Raw genomic sequence first — 21,081 nt, 5'->3', positions numbered from 1 at the left:
GATGCGAGCGACGGAGCGGACGGACCGGGAACGCACCCGCCAGGCCGCAGCGGCTGCCGACCGATACCGTGCGACCAGCGACGAACGGACGGCCGCAGAGCGCCAGATGGACTCCGGCGTACCCTTCCCCGACTCCCGGGAGGCCCTCGCCGCGCGTGCCACGCGTCTGCTGGACCGGCAAGCGGTGCCCGCCGCCCTGGCCGTCGAAGCCGTGCGCGCGCACACACTGACCGCGCTCGACGCCTACGAACGCATCCTCGGCGTCTCCAAGGAACTGCAGGCGTGGAGCTTCCTGCCGCGTGGAGCCCGGGCGGCGCGAACCGTCGCCCGGATATCGGTACGGGAGAACGGCCGGGAACTCCCGCTGGGCACCGGCTTCCTGGTGGCGCCGAGCCTGCTGATGACCAACCACCACGTGCTCACCGATGCGGCGGCGGCCCGGCAGTGCTTCGTCGAGTTCGACGCCCAGGTCACCATCGACAACACCCCGCAGCCGACGACGCGGCTGGAGCTGGCCCCGGACGCCTTCTTCGTGGCCGACGAGCGCCTGGACTTCGCCCTGGTCATGGTCGCCCCGGACCCGAGCGGGCGGCCGCCGGGTGAGACGTTCGGCTGGAACCGGCTCAGCGTCCAGCCGGGCAAGCTGGTCATGGGCGAGCCGGTCAACGTGGTCGGCCACCCGATGGGGCGCCTGAAGGAGATCGCCGTCCGCGACAACATGCTCCAGATGCGGCTCGACGACTTCCTCCACTACAGGACGGACACCGAGCCCGGCAACTCCGGCTCCCCGGTCTTCAACGACCAGTGGGAGGTCGTCGCGCTCCATCACAGCGGGGTACCGAAGACCGACGACCAGGGGCGCGTCCTTCGCCGGGACGGGCAGGTGTGGCAGCCCGGTGACGGCGACGACGCGATCGACTGGGTCTCGAACGAGGGTGTACGCGTCAGCTCCATCCTGCGGTACCTCGCGCAACTGCCGCGCGGCGGCCGGATGGGACCACTGGCCGACATGGGCGCCGAGTCGGGCCTTGGTCCGGCGGAATCAGCTTCACCGACTCCCGCGCCCGTAACCGTCGTACCGCGACCGGCCGCCGCGACGCCAGTCACGCACACGGGCCTGCGCGCCCGGGAGGGAGCGTTCGGCGGCGAATGCCACCTGGTCTTCCTGCACGGGCGCTCCCAAGAGGGCAAGGACCCGGAGAACCTGCGCCGCGAGTGGGCCGCCGGCCTCAACCAGGGACTCGTCCGCGCCGGGCTCCCGCCGGTCGACCCGGCCGACGCCTGGTTCCCCTACTACGGCGATCGACTGGTGCAGGCGCTCGCGGCGCGGGAGGCTGTGCCGCGTGTCACCGAGGCCACAGGTCTCTCCCCGGCGGAGGCGGCTGCTCCGGCGTCGCCGACGGCCCGGGCGGTGTACGAGGAGATGATCGGCGAGGCCGCGGTCAGGTGGAACATCCCGAAGGAGAGGCCGCTGGCCGTCGAACGGATCGCCCTGGACGACGTCGTCGGGAGCCTGCACCGGCAGTTGGCCTGGCTGGCCGCGAGGAGCGACCTCGACGCGTGGACCATCGCCCTGGTCCTCCGTGATGTGGCCGCGTACCTCGACGACCGGCACGTCAGGGACGCGGTCCTGGACTGTGTGCTGGGCACACTCCCGGAGGAGGGAGAGGTGATACTCGTCAGCCACAGCCTCGGCACGGTCGTCGGCATGGACCTCACCACACGGCTGTCGCCCGCGCGCACGATTCACCTCACCACGGCGGGTAGCCCGCTGGGTCTGGACAGCGTGTACAAGAGGCTGCTCATCGGAGGGCCGACACGCCCCGACACAGTGATGGACTGGCTCAACGCATGGTGCCCCTCCGACGCGGTGGCCATCGGCTGCCCGCTGGCCGACAACTGGGCGGGCACAGTGACCGACGTCGCCGTCATCAACGCCCGCAACCGGGCCCACAGCATCTCGGAGTACCTCTCCCACCCCGAGGTCGCCGGGGAGATCGGAGCCCGTCTCCAGCTCGCCTGATCGCGGGCACCTCGAATCCGGGCCGGAGGGCCGACGAACCACCCACAGGTACCTGAGGTCCTCCGCACCATGTCTCAGGCCGACGAAACAGAACTGGAGACGGGGAGGGCCAGACGGAACGGCCCGGGCCGGAACGCCCGGCTGGCTTGACTCTGTCGGGGATCACGGATCGCCCCCAACGCTGGCCACACCGCCGGGTGTTCACGGCATGCCGGTAACGCCCTGACCCGCGGCGGACCGGCGTACCCCGCGCTCCGCAGACGACGACGGGGCCGAGGATCCGGTGCGCCTCACTCGGTTCCGGCGGAGCGGCCGGTGGCGTACTCCGGGAAGAGGACCGCGGCCACATGCCGGGTGTCGGCGTACTCGACGACGGAGGCGATCTTGCCGTCCCGGACGGTGTAGATGCCGATGCAGCGGTTGTCGTAGGCGCCACCGTGGACGGTCTTGGCCCTGGAGGTCCATTCGGCCACCACGCGGTCGCCCTCGGCGATGGTGCTGACCAGTTCGACGTCCAAGCTGCCCGGGACGAGGATTGGTCCCATGCTGCCGAGGAAGTCGTTGATGATCGCGTCGCGGCCCTGCCACACCTTGGACAGGGGCAGGTCGCCCGGGTAGTGCCAGGTGGCGTCCTCGGTGAAGCTGTCGTGGATGACGCTGGCGTCGCCGTCGCGGACGGCCTCGACGTAGCGGATCACGACGGCCCTGGGGTCGGTGGTGGTGGTCATGGTTTTGCTCCTTCGGTGGTCTTGCGGTCGTTCGGATGCGCTGGGTTCGCGGGGTGTGCGGACCCGGTTCAGGACAGGGTGAGGACGGCCTTGCCCCGGATACGGCGGTCGCGCAGGTCCGTGAGGGTGGTCGCGGTGTCGGCCCAGTCCGTGACGCGGCCGATCTCGGGGTGCAGGCGGCCTTCGGCGGTCAGCCGCACGAGCGCCGCCAGGTCGTCGTCGAGGCGGCTGTCGGCGTCGAGGTAGTGGAAGTGGCGGAGCACGGCCGATTCGGGCCCGGCGAAGAAGTCGAAGAAGTCGAGCGTCGCCGGGGTGCGGCTGGCCTGCCCGAACCAGATCAGCGTGCCGCGCCCTGCGAGCCGCGCCAGAGCGAGGGGCAGGGCCCGTCCGCCGGTCGACTCCAGCACGATGTCGTACGGGCCCCGGGCGTCGGCGACGTCGTGGACGATCTCGGCGGCGCCGAGTTCGGCCAGCCGGGCGCCGCGTTCGGCATCCCGGGTCACGGCCGTGACCTGCGCGCCGGCAGCGGCTGCGAGCTCGGTGACGTAGTGGCCCACGCCGCCCGACGCGCCGGTCAGCAATACGCGCCGTCCCAGCATGGGCACGGCGGTGCGCAGCAGCCGCAACGCGGTGAGCCCCGCCAGCGGCAGCGCCGCGCCCTGGAGCACCGAGACGCTGTCCGGCATCTCGGCGAGCGCGTTGGTCGGCACCGCCACGTACTCCGCCCAGCCGCCCGCCATGGGATGGCCGACGACCCGCGTGATCCCGGACGGCCCGCTCCCGTCGGCGGCCTGCTGCACCACCAGCCCCGCGATGTCCTTGCCGGGCCGCTCGCCGGGGGCGGGCCTTTCCAGCTTGAACGTCTCGCCGCGGTTGACCGAGAACGCCTCGACCTTCACCAGGGCCTCGTGAGGGCGCGGCGTCGGCTCAGGGACATCGGCGAGCACGACCGGCTCGGCGGGATCTCCGGTCGGTATCAGGGCTTTCACTGTGGTCCTCCTCCTCGGCGGCCTCGGGGGCCATCCCTCGGTGCGGCGTCTGGGACCATCTGACCGGGCGGGCCATGGGCCCGGCCAACAACGAAACCACCCGGCCGACAACCGGGGGTTGTCGCATAGAGTCAGCGGCATGGACCTCGACCTCTCCCTGGTCCGCGCGTTCGCCGCGACCGCCGAGACACTGCACTTCGGACGGGCAGCCGATGAGCTGAACACCAGCCAGCAGGCGCTGTCCAAGCGGATCGCACGGCTGGAGGAGCTGCTGGCCGTCCGGCTGTTCGAGCGCGAGGGCGGCACCCGGCTGAGCGAGGCCGGCGAGCGGTTCCTGCCGGCCGCGCGCGAGGCTCTTGCGGCGGGCGAGCGCGCGATCGCGGCGGTGACGGGCGCCGGCCCGGTCGTACGGATCGATACCTGGGGGCATCTGTACGCGCCGATGCGCACCGTCGCCCAGGCGGTGCAGGAGCTCGGCCCGGTGCGGTGGGAGCCGGGGCCGGGACGTGACTGGCCGTCGGTCGCGCAGGCGCTGCTGCGCGGCGACACGGACCTGGGATTCGGCCGGGTGCACCCGCTGCCGGGCGGCCGGGACGCCGGACTCACCCAGCGGCTGGTGCGGCTGGAACCCGTCGACGCGGTGATCAGCCCCTCCCACCCGCTCGCCGACGCCGACGCACTGCGCCCGGCCGACCTGCGCGACAGCACCCTGTGGTGCCCGGCCGAACTGACCCGCCTGGACTTCCTGCGCCGCTTCGCCGATGCATTCGAGATCACCCGCCGGCATGACGGTCCCAACCTGGGCCTGGACCACCTCGTTCACCACATCCGCACTGACACCGAGGGCTTCACCCTCTTCCCCGCCGACGCACCTCTGCCGGACCACGCGGGCCTGCGCTCCATCCCGCTCGTCGAGCCGACCCCGCTGTACGCGTGGTCGCTGGCCTGGCGCGAGTCCTACCGCCACCCGCTGCTCGACACCCTGCTGCGCGGCTTCGCCGAAACCGGCCGTACCCGGCGCTGGCTGGACTACACACCGCAGCGCGACTGGCTCCCCGACACCGACCACGCGAAACTCCCGGTCCACTAACCGGTCCTTACAGAAGTGGTTGATCATGTGACTATGGGCTCGTCCGCTCGTTGGTCTCGCCGTGGGGAAGAGACAGTCCCAGCCGTGGATCGTGGTCGCCGCCGACGTCCTTGCCGAGGAACAGTCCCCGACGGAGCTGACCGAGCTCGTCCCGCACTCCCGCGCCGCCCTGCGCCGTCGCATCAACCGCGGCCTGTTGGTCCTCGCGCCTGTCGTCGCGATCCCGCGGGGCCTGGGGCTGTGGCTCACCCCCGTCCTGGTGCACACCACCTGGATCACGGCACTCGTCGGCCTGCCGGTCGTCATCGCCCTCGCCAACGACGCCTACCGTGCCCTCGGCCACGGAATCCGCGACCGCTACCTCGTCGTCCGTGCCGGGACCTTCGCCCGCCGCACCGTCGCCCTCCAGCGGGACGGCGTCATCGGCTGGACCATCACCCGCTCCTACTTCCAGCGACGCAACGGACTGCTCACCATCGGCGCCACCACCGCGGGTGTGGGCTGCTACAAGGTGCGGGACGTATCCGTAGGCGCCGGCCTCGCCTACGCCGAAGAGGCCGTACCCAAGCTGCTCACCCCGTTCCTCGAACGCTCCCCGCGCGGCTGACCCTCAGACCAACTGGCGATCCCCCGAGAGAATGGAGGGGCCGCACCCCGCGTGCCGTCCCTCCACCTCGCACCAATCGCCCCGCATACGGTAGGGGCCGTACCCGGAAACGACGTCCGGATACGGCCTCTACCGCTTGTCCTTCGCACGCTCAGCCCGCCGGCTCCTCCAGCCTCGGCACCAGCGACACGGGAGAGGGAAGGAACAGAACCCCGTCTGCCGTGCCAGCGCACGGAAACCGCAGGATCGAAATTCACACATCACTCTGACGACCCGTAGCGCAAAACTCCGTCGCCCAGGTAGTCACCGAGCACACCCGCAGAATCGAACTGCAACGGAGACCTGGCTACGCCCCTACGATGGTCCGATGCGCCACGTCGACCCGAGGCCGTACTGGAACACCAACGTTGCCCGGCACCCCGGCATTCTGCGCGCCGTGCCCGAGGGCTGCGGCGAGGCGTTGGACGTCGGCTGTGGGGACGGGTTGCTGGCGCGAAAGCTTGCCGGGCGGGTAAAGCGCGTCGTCGGGATCGACAAGTCGCCGGAGATGATCGCCTGCGCACGCGAGCTCGCCGTCGGCCTCGCGGAACTCGCCTTCGTCGAAGGTGACTTCCTCACCGCCGATCTGCCCGACGAGGGATACGACTTCATCTGCTCGGTGACCACGATCCACCACATGGACTTCGAGGCGGCCCTCATCCGCATGCGTGAGCTGCTGCGGCCCGGCGGCACGCTCGTGGTCGTCGGTCTGGCCCGCGAGGCGAGCCTCGCGGAGTGGGCTGCGATGATCGCGACTGCCCCGGTCGTACGGGTCACGAAGGTGCTGCGTCGCGCGCGGGGGCCGGAGGGCATGCCAGTTGCTGTCCCGTACATGAGTTACGGGCAGGCCCGTACTGCGGCACGACGGCTCCTGCCTGGCATGCGCTACCGCCGACATGTGCTCCGTAGGTACTCACTGACCTGGGTGAAGCCCGACCGCTGATCCGGCGTCGGCGACTGCCCGGAAGGGCGTCGGCGATGCGCGCGTGGGAGTGCCCGCGAGACGCGTGCAACACGACCAGCGTCCGGACACGCAGCCGGTACTCGGTCTTGTGGCCGTAGGCCAACGTCTTCAACGCTCGGCGGCAGTTGGGGCTATCGGACGGGCCGGGGCAACGGGCATGAGGCAAGGGCCGATCGGGAGAAGTGGATCACGACAGGTCGTAGCCTGCCGTGTCCTCTCCCCGGCCCGTCCGACAGGATGTGGGCACGCCCGCACCGCTTGGCCTCAGCCGAGTACCTGCACTTGATGCCTGCATGCCGCGAGGGCCCACAGGTTGTGTCCGTCTGGGGTACGGCTTGTCCTCTGACAGGTGATCTTGACCCTTCGGCGGGTGATGTTGACCGCTCGGTTCGGGGCGCGGGTCACCGGCGGACGCCGCGGTCCCTCCGTCGGACTCGCTTGGTCAGCGGCCGCCGGGGCGGCCGAGGGCGTCGCGGAGGAACTCGGTGATCTCCGCCCGTGCCGCCTCGGCCTGCGGTACTACGGCCGGCATGCTGACGAAGGCGTGCGTGGTCTCGGGGAACTCGGTCAGCCGCGCGGGCGTCCCGGCCGCGCGCAGGCGCTCGGCGTAGCGGCGGCCGTGGTCGGCCAGCGGGTCATGGCTCGGCACCACCACCAACGCCGGGGCGAGACCAGTGAGACTGTCGGCGTACAGCGGAGACAGCGCACAGGGATCGGTTCCCGAAGGGACGGCGAGCCGGTGCAGCAGCCGCAGTTGGGGAACGGTCAAGGTCGGGCTGTGGGCGTGCTCGGTGACCGAGGGGTGGTCGAACATCGTCCCGGTCACGTCCGCGACGGGGTTGACCAGTACCTGCGCCCGCAGTTGCAGGTCGGCCTGCCTGGCGCGGATGGCGGCCAGGGCGGTGATCAGTGCGCCGCAGCTCTCGCCGAACACAGCGATGCGCGCCGGGTCGATGCCCCAGTCGGCGGCGTGCCGCACCAGGTGGTCGAGGGCGTCCCAGCCGTCGTCGGCGGCGGCCGACAGCGGAGTGTCCGGGGCGAGGAGGCGGTGCTCGACCGAGACGACAAGGGCCGGCAACCGGGCGGCGAGATGGCTGTTGACCCAGTCGCTCTGCACCGCCGTGCCCACGAACCCGCCGCCGTGGACGTGGAGTACGAGGGGCAGGGTCGCAGCCCGGTCGGCGGATCCGGCGCCACGTTCGCGCACCGGCCGGTGGACCCGGACCGGCAGGCGGCGGCCGGGCAGCGCCAGCGACTGCCAGTCGATCGCGGCACCGGGGTCCGGCATCCCGGTGATCGCCCGCATCGCAGGCGACGCCCGCCTGTGGTTCTCCGCCTCGCGGTAGGCGGCCAGTTCCTCCGCGGTCATCGTCGCCCAGTCCGGCTCGCCCCCCAATGCCTGCTGCCGCAACCCGCTGCTGCTCGCCGACGGCTGCCGCGCACCGCTGTCCCCGCTCATGCCTTCTCCTCCCCGAATGATTTCGCTACCTCAGGTATCGATACCTAAGGTAGCGGAATTAGCTATGGTGAGGGAATGACCAGAACGCCTCCTCCCGCCCGACCGCCCGGACGCCCGCGAGCCGGCCTCGACGCCGAGGTCTTCACCGTCACTCTGAGCACGGTCCACGAAATCGGCTACGCGCGCGCCACGGTCGAGCGCATCGCCGCCGCGGCCGGCATTGCGAAGTCGACGGTCTACCGCCGCTGGCCGTCGAAGGGCGCGCTGATCGTGGACTGCCTCCTCGACGCGTTCGGCCCGGTTCCGCTGAAGGAGGGCGCCGACCGGGCCGAGCTCATGTCCTCGACCATCCGCTGGATCGCGGCGACGATCGGCGAGCCCGGGGTGGGCGATGCGTTCGCGGGCGTGTTCAGCGACGCCGTCAGCGACCCGGCCCTGCGCGAGATCCTCTCCACACGGTTGCAGGACCCCTACCGCCTCGCCCTCCAGGACGCGCTCGACGAGCCGGAGAACAGGGTCCTGTTCTTCATCGACGTCGTCGTCGGCACCCTGCTCCACCGGATGGGCATGACCGGCGAACCGATGGCCGATGCCGATGTCGACGCCCTGGTCGCGATGATGCTGCCGCTCTTCGCCCGCGGTGTCGGTCCGACCTGACGGTGGATCGCCAACCCGGCAGAGCAGACCGATGCTGCGGCCGGCGCAGACGGCGTCGGGCGGGGCTCGCAGGTCACACGACGACGACACGGACATCAGCTCACGTACCACCCGCTGATCACTGACATTGACGATTCACGAGAACAGGAGGCGCCGTGTCGCGCCCCGAACCACTGCCCCGCACCGTCCGCCTGCTGTTACTCGCCCGGGTCGTCAACCGACTCGGGGCCTTCTCACTGCCCTTTCTCACCGCGCTGATCAGCACCGACCACGGCGCGAGCCTGACCGCCGCCGGGCTGGTCAGCGCCGCCTTCGGGCTCGCGACGATCCCCTCGCGGCTGGCCGGGGGACACCTGGCCGACCGAATCGGCCGGCGCACGACCATCGTGCTCGGGCTCTGCGGATGCGCCGTCGCACAGCTGGCGATCGCGGCCTCCGCGTCGCTCACCTGGGCAGTCGCCGGGGCGGTGCTGCTCGGGCTGGCCTTCGAGCTCTACGAGCCCCCGAGCCAGGCGATCATCGGCGAGTCCGTGCCGGAGCAGCACCGGGTGCGCGCGTTCAGCCTGTTCAGCGCCGCGCTCGCGGCGGGCGGCATGGGCGCCGGGCTGCTCGCCGCCCTGCTCGGCCGCTGGGACCTGCGCTGGCTCTTCGTCACCGACGCCGCCACCTGCCTGGCCTGCGCACTGCTGATCCACCTGGCCCTGCCCCGCGACCGTCCCGAACCACCCGGACCGGACCAGCACGGCACCGCCGTACGACCGCTGCGCGACCGAGCCCTGCTGAGCGTCCTGGCCACCGGAACCGCCTATGCCCTGATCAACCAACAGACCGTGATCACCCTGCCCCTCGCACTCGCACGGCAGGGCCTGCCCGCCGCCGACGCCGGCCTGTTGTTCACCGCAGCCGCAGCCACCACCGTGCTCGCCCAGCCACTGATCCGCCTGCCCTGCGCGACCCGGCTCACCACGCCCGTCGCCCTCGCCGTCGCCCATCTCCTCCTGGCCGCAGGGCTGACCGGCTACGCCCTCACCCGCACCCTGCCGGCGCTGCTCGCCTCAGCCGCCGTGGAGAGCCTCGGCGATCTCCTGGTCATGGGCCGCATCTACGCGCTCGTCACCGACCTCGCACCAGCCGGAGCAAGCGGCCGCTACCTAGCCGTCTTCGGTACCGGCTGGGGGATCGCCGCGACGCTCGCCCCCCTCCTCGGCACCCAGCTACTCGCCCACGCGGGGACGACCGCACTGTGGTCGGCAATGGCCGCGTTCTGCCTACTGCTCGCCGCACTGCATCTTCGTGTGACACCGGAGTCGGCCCGGTCACCGCAACGTCGCGCATCAAGGGAGCGCAGGTCGACCGAGCCAGTGGCTGCACCTGGCCTGGAACACTGACCAACAGCAGAAGGAGCCGCCACCTGGCAGCCGTGGCGGCTGCCCGGTGCGCTACGCATCGAGCCGTAGCCGCCACAAGCCCTGAAGGCCGCCGCGGACCGCTCGCCGCCTGGCCCAACGGCAGCCGACGACGCTCACCAACCTCGACGAAGTCCGGCTCGAACCTCGACAACAGTGCATCGCAGTAGGCCGGCGCCGCAACAGACACCATCTCCCCCGCCGCCGGTAACGACGGCTGCGGGACTGGAACGAGGGCCGGGGTGTGGCAGCGCCTGCACGAACTGCTGCTGTCCCAGCTGCGGGCCGCCCACCTGCTGGACTTCTCCCGCGCAGCGGTCGACCCCAGCCACATCCACTCCATGAAGGGCGGGCCGGCCACCGGTCCGTCCCCGGTGAACCGGGGCAAGGCCGGCAGCAAGCACCACCTGATCGTCGAGGCGCACGGCATCCCGCTCGCGGCAATCACCACCGGCGGCAACCGCAACGACGCCACCCAACTGATCCCGCTGATCCAGGCCGTCCCGCCGATCCGCGGCAAGCGCGGCCGGCCGCTGCGCCGCCCCAAGCACCTGTACGCCGACCGCGGCTATGACCACGAGGTCTACCGGGACAAGGTCCGTCGGTTCCAGATCACCCCGTACCTCGCCCGGCGCGGCACCGGGCACGGCTCCGGCCTGGGCGTGTACCGCTGGGTCGTGGAAGGAGCAGTCGCGCTGCTGCGCTGGTTCCGCCGCCTGCGTATCCGCTGGGAGATCCGCGACGACATCCACCACGCGTTCGTCACACCCTCGGCTGCGCCGTCATCTGCTGGCGACGACTGCGCACCGCACTTTGTCAAGAGTAAGGGCAGGCGATGCGCCCCAGGGGATGGCCTGCTCGATGCGTCAGAACGCACTCGCAGCAGTCGAGCCCGCGCAGCCTCACATCCGGGATCTCAGCACGTCGACCTCACAGCCCGGCGCGAAGGGGTCGAAGCCGTGCTCGATCAGCCAGCGAACTGCCAGCAGGCTTCGCAACGACCACCACGCGTGGATCACGTCGAGGTCGATGTCGGTGCCATAGCCGGCGATGACGTCGCCGAGGTGCTCCTCGTGTCCGAGCGTGAAGGTGGCGAGGTCGTACAGGGCATCACCCTGGCCCGCCTCGGACCAGTCGATGATGCCCGTGACCTCGTCGCCGTCGACGAAGACGTGCGCGATCTGCAGGTCGCCGTGCGTGAACGCCGGAGTCCACGGCCGGAGCGCGGCCTCGGCGACCTGGCGGTTGCGGGTGACCAGGTCGGTGGGCAGGACGCCGTTCGTCACGAGCAACTCGCACTCGTCGTCGAGTTCCGCCGCCAGCGCGGCGATGCTCCGGCCGGCCCGGCCGGGCCGGGGCGGCAGCGGAGCGTCGTGCAGCTTCCGGATGGCGGCACCCGCCGCGGCCCACGCCGCCGGTGACCCGGTCGACGGCCCACCGAGGCGCCCGAGCGTCGTCCCCGGGAGCGCGGCGATCGCAAGCACGGGCGGCTTGCGCCACAGGACCTTCGGGGTCGGGACCGGCGCGAGGGACATCGCCTCGACCTCGACGTCGATGCGCGCCTGATCGGCGTCCACCTTCAGGAACACATCCCCGACGCGCAGGGTCGCGCGCTCGGAATGGGCGACGACGACTTTGACCTCATCCATGGGCGACCAGTATCCCGGGGATGACCGCCGATGTCGCCGGGATACTGGTCGCCACGGTCGAGGGTCACCAAACGAGACACGCCCCGCACAACGGCCGGCACTTCAAGCCTCAGCGCCTGCATGCGGACAAGGCCTACGACCGGGCCGACCTGCGCAGATGGCTTCGCTGAAAGCGCAGCGGAGTGCGCGTCGCCCGCAAGGGAATCGAGTCCAGCCAACGATTTGGGAGACGCCGCAGGGTCGTCGAGCGCAACCATGTCGTGGCTGTCCGGCTACCGCCGCCTCGACCACCGCTACGAGCGCAACCCCCGCAACTACCTGATTCGTTGCTAACGGATCCAGCACCACTCCGGTGGTGTCGCTGGGCCTGTTCGAGCACCGGAGCCACAACGTCTTCCCCCTCTCCGGCTGATGAAGCCTCCGGATAGACAGGTGCACGGCCTGGTGCTTGTGGTGGTGGCGGTCACGTGGGCGCCGAGCGGATGTTTTCACGCGACTTGGTCGCTACGAGAACTCCCCGGAGAACGGTGGCGCTCGGCGTCTTCGCGGCCTCGGGGTGCGAAAAGTACGTGCAGGGCCGTGAGACGGCGAAGCCGATCGCCAGCAACGCGAAGTACAGGCCGACGGCGACCGCGGTGCCCACCCGCGAGGGGGAAAGGAGTGTGCGCGATCGTGCGCGGCCTTGGCGGTGGTTCAGGCGGTCGAAGTGATCGCTCGGGTGACGGCTGTGATCGCGGGGGCGGGGTGGCCGGGGAGGCGCGCCACGAGCACCCGGCGGATCTCGGGGGGTGCGCCGTCGACGCGCAGCAGGCTCACCCCGGGCGGCAACACCGGTGAGAGCCGGGACGGCACGGTCGTCACACCGAATCCGCCGGCGACCAGCTGGAGCTTGGTCAGCCAGTCGCGCGCGGAGTGGACGATGCGCGGCCGTCCGGGCAGGCCGGGCCAGACGCCGAGCAGCGGCTCGGAGCTCGATGACGGGGTGGCGATCCACGCGGCGTCGACCAGCTCGTCGACGTGCACCGTGGTCCGTCCGGCGAACTCTCCGGTCGACGGCACCGCCACGACCAGTTCGGTGTCCGCGACGGTCTCGACGTGCAGGCGCGGCGAGTCGCCGTCGAAGGGCCGGTGGGGTGGGCGGGACGTCAGCACGGCGAGGTCGAGCGAGCCCGCGCGCAGCGCCCGGATCAGAGTGGGCGTGGTGCCCTCGCTGGTGGTGACCGTGATCTGCGGGCCGGCCGCTGCGAGGTGTGCGAGGGCGGAGGGCAGGATCGCCGCGCCCGCGCTCAGGAACACCCCGAGCCGCACCAGTTCGGTCCGCGGGACGGTGCCAGTGAGCTCACGCTCGGCCTCTGCGAGCGAGGCCAGGACCGTGTGGGCGTGCCGCAGCAGGGTCAAGCCGGAAGGGGTGAGCCGTACCCCGTCTGGGCGGCGTTCGAACAGGGTGGTGCCCACGCTGCGTTCCAGGGCGGCGGCCTGGCGTGAGACGGCCGACTGCGTGTAGCCGAGTCGGGCCGCTGCTGCGGTGAAGCTGCCGGACTCAGCGATCTGCCGCAGGACCCGCAGTCCCGTGCTGGAGATGTCCATGCGGCATACGCATACCACGAATGCCAGATCATCGCTTCCCGCATGCTCACCCCGCTCCTAGTGTCGATCCCACGAGCACGGACGAACATGGAGGTCATCACGTGCGAGCAGCAGTTCTGACGCAGTTCGGCGCCCCGCTCATGGTGCGGGAGGTGCCCGACCCCGAGGCCGGGGGCGGGGAGGTGGTGGTCGAGGTCCTCGCCGCCAGCGTGGCGCCGTACGCGGCCGAGGTCTTCGGCGGCAAGCGGAACTACCCCCTTGTCCCTCCTGTCGTGCCCGGCGTCGGCGGCGTGGGGCGGATCATCCACGTCGGCCCGGACGCCACCCGGCTGCGCGTCGGCGACCTGGTGTGGTGCGACTCGACGGTGCGCTCGCGGGACGACGCCCTGACACCCGACATCACGCTCCAGGGCTGGAGCTCGCGCGGCGAGGGCGGCGCGCGGCTCGCCCGGTACCTGCACGACGGTTCGTTCGCCGAGCTCATGCGGGTCCCGACGGAGAACGTCTTCCCGCTGCCCACCGTGGCAGGGGACGATCCGGCCCGCTGGGCCGCACTCACCGTGCACGCCATCTCCTACGGCGGGCTGCTGGCAGGCGGGCTCGCAGCCGGCGAGACGCTGCTCGTCAGCGGGGCCACCGGCAACCTCGGCAGCAGCGCGGTCGCGGTCGCGCTCGCGATGGGAGCGGGCCGCGTGGTCGCCCCGGGCCGCAACCAGGCCGCGCTCGACCTCCTCGCCGACCGGTTCGGTCCGCGGCTGCGCCCGGTCCCGCTGACCGGAGACGAGGCCACCGACCGCGCGGCGATGTCCGCGGCGGCCGACGGCCCGATCGACATGGTGATCGACCTGCTCCCGCCGAGCGCACCCAGCTCGGCGTCGCGCGCGGCGGCCATGACCGTCCGCGAGTACGGCCGCGTCGTCCTCATGGGCGGCGTCGGCATGCTCGGTGGCGACGACCTCGCACTCCCGTACCCATGGATCATGCGCAACTCGATCACCGTGCGCGGGCAGTGGATGTACCCGCGCACAGCCAACGTCGGCATCATCCGGCTCCTCGCCTCGGGCACTCTGGATCTCGCCCCCGAACGGGTCCGGTCGTTCGGCCTCCATGCCGTCAACGACGCCATCGCGTACGCTGCCGCGCACGGCGGCCCGTTCGACCGCACCAGCCTCACCCCACCGGCTGGCTGACAAGGCCCACTGATCCCCAACCCCGGGGCTCGGCCAGGTTGGCGCCGTGCAGGACCACCTGGTTCTTGAAGCCCAGGTCACCCAGCGCCTTGCGGACGGTGTCGCCGGCGTGGTCGGTGACCTGGTCAAGCAGGACGATGCCCGCGGTGTTGTCGTGCGTGTTCGCGGCGAGGACGACGACCGCGATGACCAGGCCGAGGACGTCCCCGGCCAGTCCGCGCTTGCGGCCCGGCACCCGCTGGGCCGGATCCCGACCGGTCGTGGCGGCGGGGACCCCGGCTGCCACGTGGACACTCTGGGTGTCCAGCACCACCAGCGTCGGGTCCTCCAATCGGCGGGCCCGCTCACGGACCTGGCAGCGCAGGAGCTGATGGACGATCTGGTCGGTCCCGTCGTCCCGCCAGGTGGCGAAGTAGTAGTACGTCGCCCCCTTCTGGGGAAGATCGTGCGGGAGATAGGCCCACTGGCAGCCGGTCCGCCCCTGAGGGAAGACCGTCTGGTGTTCCAGGGCATCCTGTTCGTCCCCGCTTGAAGCCCTCGCAATATGAGTTCTTGGAACTTCAACAAAGTGACAGGCTCTCACCCGGCTGACCCTAGCAAGCCCGAGAATCAGGCTACGGCGATGGTCCGGCCCGGCATCGGCTCCGCGAGCGCGGCCCGCCAGGCAGGCACGCCGAAGGGGTCAGCGAAGTACTGCGTCTCGTGCACCACGTGCTGGTCAGCGAATTCCATGATGCTCACCGAGTACGAAGGCACACCGTCGTAGGTGATGAGGCATTCACTCACCCACAGATTCGCATGGCCGGTGATCCGCTGGACGGCGAAGTGTCGGTCGGCCGGGTGCCCGCCGCGTTGCGCCGAGATCGCCGCTCGGCCCCGGAACCGCTCGCCTGACTGCGGGTAGTCCAGGATCGCCTCCGTGGCGTAGATGGCGTGCTCGGCTTCGGTGTCCCCGCGTTCCGAGGCCCGCCAATGCTCCTCGACTGCAGCCCTGGTCCGGGAATCAACATCCATGGCACCGCCCTTCCGTAGCGGTGACAGCCTAGGCGCCCCGGGCCACAGCCGACCCGGGGCCAGCCGGGCCTGGGCGGTCAGGTCCTCCCTTCGGCCGGATCGGAGGGCGGCAGCCGTCCACCGTGGCAACGGCGTCGAGTGACCTCCACCCGGCTCGCCTCATCTTCGAGCCATTCTGTTAGGAGTTCTACAGTAAGAGGCCACGCAGATTGGTGGTGTGGGTTCCCGGGCTCTGGCGTGGTGTCTCTCCGGGCGATGGTCCGGAAAGCACCGGCCTGTTGCCTGCTCAGTCCGGCACTGCCTGGTGGCAGAGTGTCCCTGTGCAGATCCTCATCGAGGCCTTCGGCCTGCCTGGCCGCACCTGCCCGGTCAGCCCCGGCTTTCCCGGGTACAGCGACATTCACGTTGCCGTGCAACCACGTGCGCGAGACGAGGCGCTGCTTTCTCCCCAGCCCGGCGATGCCGTCTCGGCGGCCTGGACATTGGACTGCACGGCGAGCCGGGGCGCCTCGGGTGTCGACTTCACGGGGCCGTGCATCCAGGGCCGCCCCGGGCAGCGGTTCATCTATCTCTCGTGGACCGGTATCGACAGCGCCGGCGTCGTTACAAGGTTCCGCCGGGCGAAACTCATGCTCGACGCCGTCGACTCCTCGGTTGCCGACGACGCCGTGTCCCGCGTGCGGCTGGTCGCCCGCCTCGCCCTGACCGACGCCAAGGGCAGGCCTCTGTGCGCCGCTGTCCGGCCCCCGCTCGTCGCATGGTCCAGCGAAGCTCCACACTGACGTCTCGCCCACGGCTCGCGCTCAAGGGCGCCGGCGGGGCCGGGTCTCCCAGCGGTGGGTGATCCATGCCCGCCGGATCAGGCTGCGCACCGTGATGATGGTGTCGACGAGGTCGAAGAGAGCGTCAACTGCCATACAACCTGACCGACGCGGCCATGCGAATGCCTTAAGGACGAAGAAAGCCAGGCCTACGTCTTGCGAAAGGTTGCACCGTCATCGCCACCCGGCAGCCCCGCCAGATCCTCGCCAAACCCCACCTCGCCGTCTACGACAATCTCCACACGCTGCTGATGTGCGTCTACAAGCGCGACAAGGCCCTGTGCCCCCGCGACCGCAAGGCACCCCCAGCCTCGACCAGTGCGTCCCCGCCCGCGCGAACATCGGCCCCACCGATCAGCACGCCGCCGGCTTCCGTCGCCGCGCCACCGCGCTTGACCAGCAGACAGGTCACATCCCCGGCCGGCTGGGCGAGCGATTGCGCGACAACGCCACCCGGCTGCGCGACCTCGCCAACGCCCGCCACCGCACCCGCACCGCCCTCCAGGACGGCACCGCATGGGCCCCGCATCCGACGAACGCGACCGTATCCGCGCGGCCATGGACCGCATCCTGCAGGGAACCGCGCAGCACTCCAACGGCGCGCTGACGATCGTCGCCCTGGCTTAGGAAGCCGGCGTACCGCGCAACGCGCTCACCCATCGCCACCTGGACCCCAAGAACTACTTCTACGCGCAAGTGAGGGCGAGCGGACAGAAGCCGGACTCTGAGATCCGCCTGCGCCAGCAGATCGGCAGACGGAAGGAGCTCCGCGCCAAGGACGCCACCGAACTCGCCCAGCTGCGGACGGACGTCGAGCATCTCGTCCGCGTCGTCAACCAACTGACCACGCACAACCGACAGCTCCTCCACGCGCTGTCCCAGCCCAATCCTCCGGTCCGGGCCCTGCCGGCCCAACCACACCCAGACCGGGCCACTGAGCTGCCGGCATCCCGCGCGGTGGAGCACGGTCCAGCACTACGAGAGATGAGTCGCCCCGCGCCGCTACAAGGGGAATGCCCCAGATACGCCAGGAACCCGCCACGGGATCCGCCAGGAACCCGCCACGGGTGATCCTGGAGTCCGGATGGCCGCCGACGAACCCGACGCCTACGACCCGCACCTGGACGTCGACTTCACTCTGATCCGTGCCGACAGCCCGCCGACCGACGGATCCAGCCAGGCCGCGTGAGCCAGCCAAGGGCCGGACGCCTGAGCTGGCCGGGCGCGTGTCGGCGAGCACCTCGCGGAGCCCTGGCACCGCATCCGAGGGCTGATCGCGGGCACCGGGTTGAGGTCACAGCAATCGGTCGACCAGCCCGTCGATGTAGTCCGGGGTGAGCGGGACCATGCCGAACAAGACACGGATATACATCGGGGCCAGGATGTGGTCCAGCACGTCGAACGCGTCGGGTGCGTGCTCGCCACGGTCGCGGGCGCGATCGAGCATGGACTGCAGTTGCCGGGTGCGTTCGGCGCGGAGGTCGGCACCAGCCTGCTGGCCCTGCTGACCGCTGCTCGACAGGGCGACGGCCAGGTGCAGCACCGCCGGACCGTCGGGTCCGGTGATCTCGCGGGCCACTTGGGCCGCGTAAGTGCGCAGGTCGCCGGCGAGGCTCCCGGTGTCGGGCATCGGCGACCGCGCATTGAGGCGGGTGAGCGCCACGTCGGTGAGCAGGGTTTCCAGGCTGCCCCACCGGCGGTAGATGCTGCTGTCGGCTACGCCTGCGCGGGCTGCGACCTCGCCGACGGTGAAGTTGCCGTAGCCGCGCTCGCTGATCAGGTCGGTGACGGCCTGGTGCACCTGCGCGCCGACGCGGGCGCTGCGCCCGCCGGGCCGCCGGGCTCGCTGTCGCTCGTTCATGTCCACACCTTAACGCAGTCGCGACTTGCGTTTGCGCGGCGATCCTCCCTATAGTCACCTAACGCAATCGCTGACTGCTTTAGGGCGCTCAGGTGTAGCGCCACCCGCGTCGACCGCGACCGGGCGCAACTAACCGATTGAGGGGGATCCCATGGCTGCATCCCATGCGGTCGTAGGCAGTCGATCAAACCGGGCCGTGCTGCTCACGGTGACCTGCCTAGGCCAGTTCATGGTCCTGCTCGACAACACGATCGTTGGAGCGGCACTGCCCGATATGCAGCACCGGCTGCACACTCAGTTGACCGGTCTGCAATGGATCGTCGACGCGTACGTACTGCTGGTCGCCATGCTGCTGCTGTCCGGCGGTGTCTTCGCCGACCGGTTCGGCCGCAAGCGGGTGTACCTGACCGGCGTGGCGGTATTCACCGCCGCGTCGCTGCTGTGCAGCCTCGCGCCCTCGCTCGGCTGGCTGGTCGCCGGCCGGGTGCTGCAGGGCATCGGGGCCGCGGCGCTGAGCCCTGCCTCGCTCGCCCTGCTCGCCGCCGCCCATCCCGTGCCTCAAGAACGAATCAAGGCGATCGGGCTGTGGGCCGGACTCAGCGGAATCGGTCTGGCCGCAGGCCCAGTGGCCGGCGGCGTGCTGACACAAGCCTTCGGCTGGCCCGCCATCTTCCTGGTCAATCTGCCCATCGGCGTAGTCCTGCTGCTGGTCGGCCTGCGCCACCTCGGCGAGTCCCGCAATCCGAGCGCCCCCGCGATCGACATCCCGGGCACGGTGCTGTCCGTTCTGGCAGTGGGGGTACTGACCTACGGGCTGATCGAGGGTGGTGCTCGCGGCTGGACCTCACCGGTCATCCTGGGCAGCTTCGCCGCCGCGGTGATCCTCCTCGCCGCCTTCGTCGCCGTAGAAGCCCGTCGTTCCGCTCCGATGCTGCCGCCGCGGCTTTTTGGGCAGCGCCTGTTCACCGTGTCCAACACCGCCATGGTCGTGGTGGGGTTCGCGCTCATGGGCTCGTCGTTCTTCTTCTCCCAGTTCTTCGTGTACGTCCAGGGCAGCTCGATCCTGCGCGCCGGCCTGCAGACCCTGCCGGTATCCCTCGCCATGGTGATCGTCAGCCCGTACGCGGGCCGGCTCGCCGCCCGGTACGGCTTCCGAATCGTGGTCACCACCGGCCTGGCCCTGGCCGGCCTGGGACTGCTGGCGCTCGGCATGGTGCACGCCGACACCGGCTACGGGAACGTGTGGTGGCGGCTGGGACTCGCCGGCGTCGGCTTCGCCCTGGCCATGTCCCCACTGACAGGCGCCGCCATCCAAGCAGTCAGCCCGCAGGAAAGTGGCCTCGCCTCAGGCATCAGCAGCACCACCCGGCAGATCGGTGCGGTGCTCGGCGTGGCGGTGCTCGGAGCCATCGTCCGCACCCGGCAATCCGGCGGCGCTTCCTTCGAGACCGGCCTCAACAGCGCCTTCCTCGCTGCCGGCGCCATCACTTTGGCCACCGCCGTGTTCACCGGCCTGTGGCTGGCGAGGTCCAAGCCCGCGGAAGGCTCCGCGGCGCCGCAACGCTCCACCGATCCAGGTGCGGTCACCGCCTCGAACGAGGCATCCGTGAACAGCCGTTGACAATAACAACCGCCTTGGCCGGAAGAAGCGGCTGCGCGCCGAAGGCGTCGACATCACCATGCCGCTGCCGAGGCCTCCTGGGCGAACGCGACTTCCAGGTCACCGACCCCAGCGGTGTGATCGTCCAGTTCATCGAGTGGGTCACCCCGCCCAGCCCGGAGAACACCTGAAGCCCCACCGGGCCAGGGTGATCCGGCCCTGGCCCGGCGACGCCCCACCAGGGCCGTGTGCGACATTCCGCAACCACGCAAAGGACCCCGACCATGTCCCCTGCCCCGACCACCGCGCACCCACTGCCCGCTCACGACCGCGCGGTGTTCCTCAACCCGCTGGTCACCTCACCGAACATCACCGTGGGCGAGTACACCTCCTACGACGACCCGGATGGCGCCACGGACTGCGAGCACCGCAGCGTCCTCTACGTCTAGCCCCGTCTAGCCCCTGTCCGAGGGGTCGCGTGACCGGTCCCGGTTGACCCCAGGTGTGAAACGCGGGGGCCGGTATGGGCGGACGGCGGGCCACCACAAGGTGGAGCGCTGGTCAGCGTGCGATCTCGTCCAGCAGCGCTGCCAGCTCCGTCGCCCGCGAGAACATCGGCCAATGCCCGGTGGGCAGGTGACGCAGGTCCATCCGGGCCATCGGTCCGAAGATCGGGTTGCCGCTGTCGGCCATCATGCGCACCTGTTCCGGCGTGAACGTTGAGGCGATTACCACGGAGGGCGTGCCCGACGGTGCCGTGGGGCGGTCCAGGGGCCGGGTGGCGGTCGCGAAGGGCTGCGGCGTAGCCAACTTGCGTATCCGTGCTAGATGTTCGCCGGTCAGACCGGCCAGGCTGTCCGGCTCCGTTTCCGGGTTGAACGGCGGCACCGGGAGCCGCCAGCCCTCCCCCTCCTCCGCAACCTGCTTGCGCCACTCCTCCTGTGTCTGCGGCTTGTTGAAGTCGATCACCGCCATGCCGCCGGGCAACGGTCCCGCGTCCACGTAGACGACCTGCGCGATCCGCTCCGGGATCCGGTCAGCGGCACCGGTGACCGGAAGACTCGCCCCGCTGTGCCCGACCAGCACAACATCCCGTAGGCCGTTCTCCTCGATGACCCGGACGATGTCATCGATATGCGTGTATATATCCACGTCCGGTGTGGCCTCGGATGCCCGGTCAGCCAACCCGGCCAGAGTGAGCGGGTAGACATGGTGTCCCGCCGCCCGCAGTTCTGGCGTCACGTCCTCCCACGCCCATGCGCCGAGCCAGAACCCGGGAACCAGAACGATTGCTGCCATGGCCGCCTCGCTTCTCTTGCTTGTCTTTCCGTGTTCGGTCCGAGGTTAGGGGCGATAGCGGACACCGGCCGTCCTCAATTCCACGGCGGCTAATGACT

The 21,081-nt window shown here is 70.6% G+C and carries 19 protein-coding genes and 4 pseudogenes; 13 read left to right on the top strand and 10 right to left on the bottom strand.

The genetic code is table 11. The features are described from left to right. Position 1: 1 nt before the first annotated feature. Positions 2 to 2,023, top strand: a complete 2,022-nt coding sequence (locus ACFZCP_RS42400; protein ID WP_391441986.1) for a trypsin-like peptidase domain-containing protein — start codon at positions 2 to 4, stop codon at positions 2,021 to 2,023. Positions 2,024 to 2,313: 290 nt separating this feature from the next. Here the strand turns inward: ACFZCP_RS42400 and ACFZCP_RS42395 are convergent, their stop codons facing one another. Both ACFZCP_RS42395 and ACFZCP_RS42390 read right to left on the bottom strand, forming a co-directional pair. Next, a complete protein-coding gene (locus ACFZCP_RS42395; protein ID WP_391441983.1) occupies positions 2,314 to 2,751 on the bottom strand; it encodes a nuclear transport factor 2 family protein in 438 nt (145 codons plus the stop codon). 68 nt (positions 2,752 to 2,819) lie between these two features. Next, on the bottom strand, positions 2,820 to 3,740 hold the full coding sequence (locus tag ACFZCP_RS42390) for a zinc-binding dehydrogenase (RefSeq protein WP_391441980.1): 921 nt from the start codon (positions 3,738 to 3,740) through the stop codon (positions 2,820 to 2,822). A 139-nt stretch (positions 3,741 to 3,879) separates the two neighbouring features. On the opposite strand from ACFZCP_RS42390, the gene ACFZCP_RS42385 reads away from it, so the two are divergent. From ACFZCP_RS42385 to ACFZCP_RS42375, 3 genes are all read left to right on the top strand, one after another. Then, positions 3,880 to 4,830 carry a LysR family transcriptional regulator gene (locus ACFZCP_RS42385; RefSeq protein WP_391441977.1) on the top strand — a complete coding sequence of 317 codons (951 nt, stop codon included), beginning with the start codon at positions 3,880 to 3,882 and terminating at the stop codon, positions 4,828 to 4,830. Positions 4,831 to 4,891: 61 nt separating this feature from the next. Further along, a complete protein-coding gene (locus ACFZCP_RS42380; protein WP_391441974.1) occupies positions 4,892 to 5,437 on the top strand; it encodes a PH domain-containing protein in 546 nt (181 codons plus the stop codon). A gap of 367 nt (positions 5,438 to 5,804) precedes the next feature. After that, positions 5,805 to 6,419 carry a methyltransferase domain-containing protein gene (locus ACFZCP_RS42375; RefSeq protein WP_391441970.1) on the top strand — a complete coding sequence of 205 codons (615 nt, stop codon included), beginning with the start codon at positions 5,805 to 5,807 and terminating at the stop codon, positions 6,417 to 6,419. A 463-nt stretch (positions 6,420 to 6,882) separates the two neighbouring features. On the opposite strand, the gene ACFZCP_RS42370 is transcribed toward ACFZCP_RS42375, so the two are convergent. Further along, the gene (locus ACFZCP_RS42370) at positions 6,883 to 7,809 is read right to left on the bottom strand and encodes an alpha/beta hydrolase fold domain-containing protein (protein ID WP_391442082.1); all 927 of its coding nucleotides are present in this window, start codon (positions 7,807 to 7,809) and stop codon (positions 6,883 to 6,885) included. A gap of 165 nt (positions 7,810 to 7,974) precedes the next feature. Between ACFZCP_RS42370 and ACFZCP_RS42365 the strand changes: the two genes are divergently transcribed. The 3 genes and pseudogenes from ACFZCP_RS42365 to ACFZCP_RS42355 form a co-directional block, all read left to right on the top strand. Next, on the top strand, positions 7,975 to 8,556 hold the full coding sequence (locus tag ACFZCP_RS42365) for a TetR family transcriptional regulator (protein ID WP_391441956.1): 582 nt from the start codon (positions 7,975 to 7,977) through the stop codon (positions 8,554 to 8,556). 155 nt (positions 8,557 to 8,711) lie between these two features. Next, the gene (locus ACFZCP_RS42360; protein ID WP_391441953.1) at positions 8,712 to 9,944 is read left to right on the top strand and encodes an MFS transporter; all 1,233 of its coding nucleotides are present in this window, start codon (positions 8,712 to 8,714) and stop codon (positions 9,942 to 9,944) included. Positions 9,945 to 10,173: 229 nt separating this feature from the next. Beyond that, positions 10,174 to 10,788, top strand: a pseudogene (locus tag ACFZCP_RS42355) (IS5 family transposase); the annotation flags it as partial. A 76-nt stretch (positions 10,789 to 10,864) separates the two neighbouring features. On the opposite strand, the gene ACFZCP_RS42350 reads toward ACFZCP_RS42355, so the two are convergent. Continuing rightward, positions 10,865 to 11,611, bottom strand: a complete 747-nt coding sequence (locus tag ACFZCP_RS42350; RefSeq protein WP_391441951.1) for a phosphotransferase — start codon at positions 11,609 to 11,611, stop codon at positions 10,865 to 10,867. Between the two features lie 17 nt (positions 11,612 to 11,628). Here ACFZCP_RS42350 and ACFZCP_RS42345 point away from each other — a divergent pair. After that, positions 11,629 to 11,944, top strand: a pseudogene (locus ACFZCP_RS42345) (transposase); the annotation flags it as partial. 360 nt (positions 11,945 to 12,304) lie between these two features. Here ACFZCP_RS42345 and ACFZCP_RS42340 read toward each other — a convergent pair. Beyond that, the gene (locus ACFZCP_RS42340) at positions 12,305 to 13,198 is read right to left on the bottom strand and encodes a LysR substrate-binding domain-containing protein (protein ID WP_391441950.1); all 894 of its coding nucleotides are present in this window, start codon (positions 13,196 to 13,198) and stop codon (positions 12,305 to 12,307) included. 101 nt (positions 13,199 to 13,299) lie between these two features. Here ACFZCP_RS42340 and ACFZCP_RS42335 point away from each other — a divergent pair, with 101 nt between their 5' ends. Then, entirely contained in the window at positions 13,300 to 14,388 is a 1,089-nt protein-coding gene (locus ACFZCP_RS42335) for an alcohol dehydrogenase catalytic domain-containing protein (RefSeq protein WP_391441946.1), read from the top strand. A gap of 34 nt (positions 14,389 to 14,422) precedes the next feature. On the opposite strand, the pseudogene ACFZCP_RS42330 reads toward ACFZCP_RS42335, so the two are convergent. Continuing rightward, a pseudogene (locus ACFZCP_RS42330) lies at positions 14,423 to 14,872 on the bottom strand (transposase); the annotation flags it as partial. A 125-nt stretch (positions 14,873 to 14,997) separates the two neighbouring features. Beyond that, on the bottom strand, positions 14,998 to 15,402 hold the full coding sequence (locus ACFZCP_RS42325; RefSeq protein ID WP_391441943.1) for a nuclear transport factor 2 family protein: 405 nt from the start codon (positions 15,400 to 15,402) through the stop codon (positions 14,998 to 15,000). 320 nt (positions 15,403 to 15,722) lie between these two features. Between ACFZCP_RS42325 and ACFZCP_RS42320 the strand changes: the two genes are divergently transcribed. Beyond that, entirely contained in the window at positions 15,723 to 16,184 is a 462-nt protein-coding gene (locus ACFZCP_RS42320) for a DUF5990 family protein (protein ID WP_391441940.1), read from the top strand. A 21-nt stretch (positions 16,185 to 16,205) separates the two neighbouring features. Here the strand turns inward: ACFZCP_RS42320 and ACFZCP_RS42315 are convergent. Together ACFZCP_RS42315 and ACFZCP_RS42310 are read right to left on the bottom strand one after the other, a co-directional pair. Then, positions 16,206 to 16,313: pseudogene (locus tag ACFZCP_RS42315) on the bottom strand (IS5/IS1182 family transposase); the annotation flags it as partial. Positions 16,314 to 17,517: 1,204 nt separating this feature from the next. Next, positions 17,518 to 18,084 (bottom strand): TetR/AcrR family transcriptional regulator C-terminal ligand-binding domain-containing protein, encoded by a 567-nt coding sequence (locus ACFZCP_RS42310; RefSeq protein ID WP_391441937.1) that lies wholly within the window; start codon positions 18,082 to 18,084, stop codon positions 17,518 to 17,520. 151 nt (positions 18,085 to 18,235) lie between these two features. Between ACFZCP_RS42310 and ACFZCP_RS42305 the strand changes: the two genes are divergently transcribed. The 3 genes from ACFZCP_RS42305 (at position 18,236) to ACFZCP_RS42295 (ending at position 20,133) form a co-directional block, all read left to right on the top strand. Then, a complete protein-coding gene (locus ACFZCP_RS42305; RefSeq protein ID WP_391441933.1) occupies positions 18,236 to 19,705 on the top strand; it encodes a DHA2 family efflux MFS transporter permease subunit in 1,470 nt (489 codons plus the stop codon). 14 nt (positions 19,706 to 19,719) lie between these two features. After that, positions 19,720 to 19,875 (top strand): hypothetical protein, encoded by a 156-nt coding sequence (locus ACFZCP_RS42300; RefSeq protein ID WP_391441929.1) that lies wholly within the window; start codon positions 19,720 to 19,722, stop codon positions 19,873 to 19,875. A 93-nt stretch (positions 19,876 to 19,968) separates the two neighbouring features. Further along, entirely contained in the window at positions 19,969 to 20,133 is a 165-nt protein-coding gene (locus ACFZCP_RS42295; protein WP_391441926.1) for a hypothetical protein, read from the top strand. Between the two features lie 112 nt (positions 20,134 to 20,245). Here the strand turns inward: ACFZCP_RS42295 and ACFZCP_RS42290 are convergent, their stop codons facing one another. Continuing rightward, on the bottom strand, positions 20,246 to 20,983 hold the full coding sequence (locus ACFZCP_RS42290; RefSeq protein ID WP_391441924.1) for an alpha/beta fold hydrolase: 738 nt from the start codon (positions 20,981 to 20,983) through the stop codon (positions 20,246 to 20,248). Positions 20,984 to 21,081 lie beyond the last annotated feature (98 nt).

The organism is Streptomyces sp. NPDC007971 (genome assembly GCF_042958635.1).
Lineage (GTDB): Bacteria > Actinomycetota > Actinomycetes > Streptomycetales > Streptomycetaceae > Streptomyces.
This window is presented reverse-complemented; position numbering and strand designations above follow the sequence as displayed.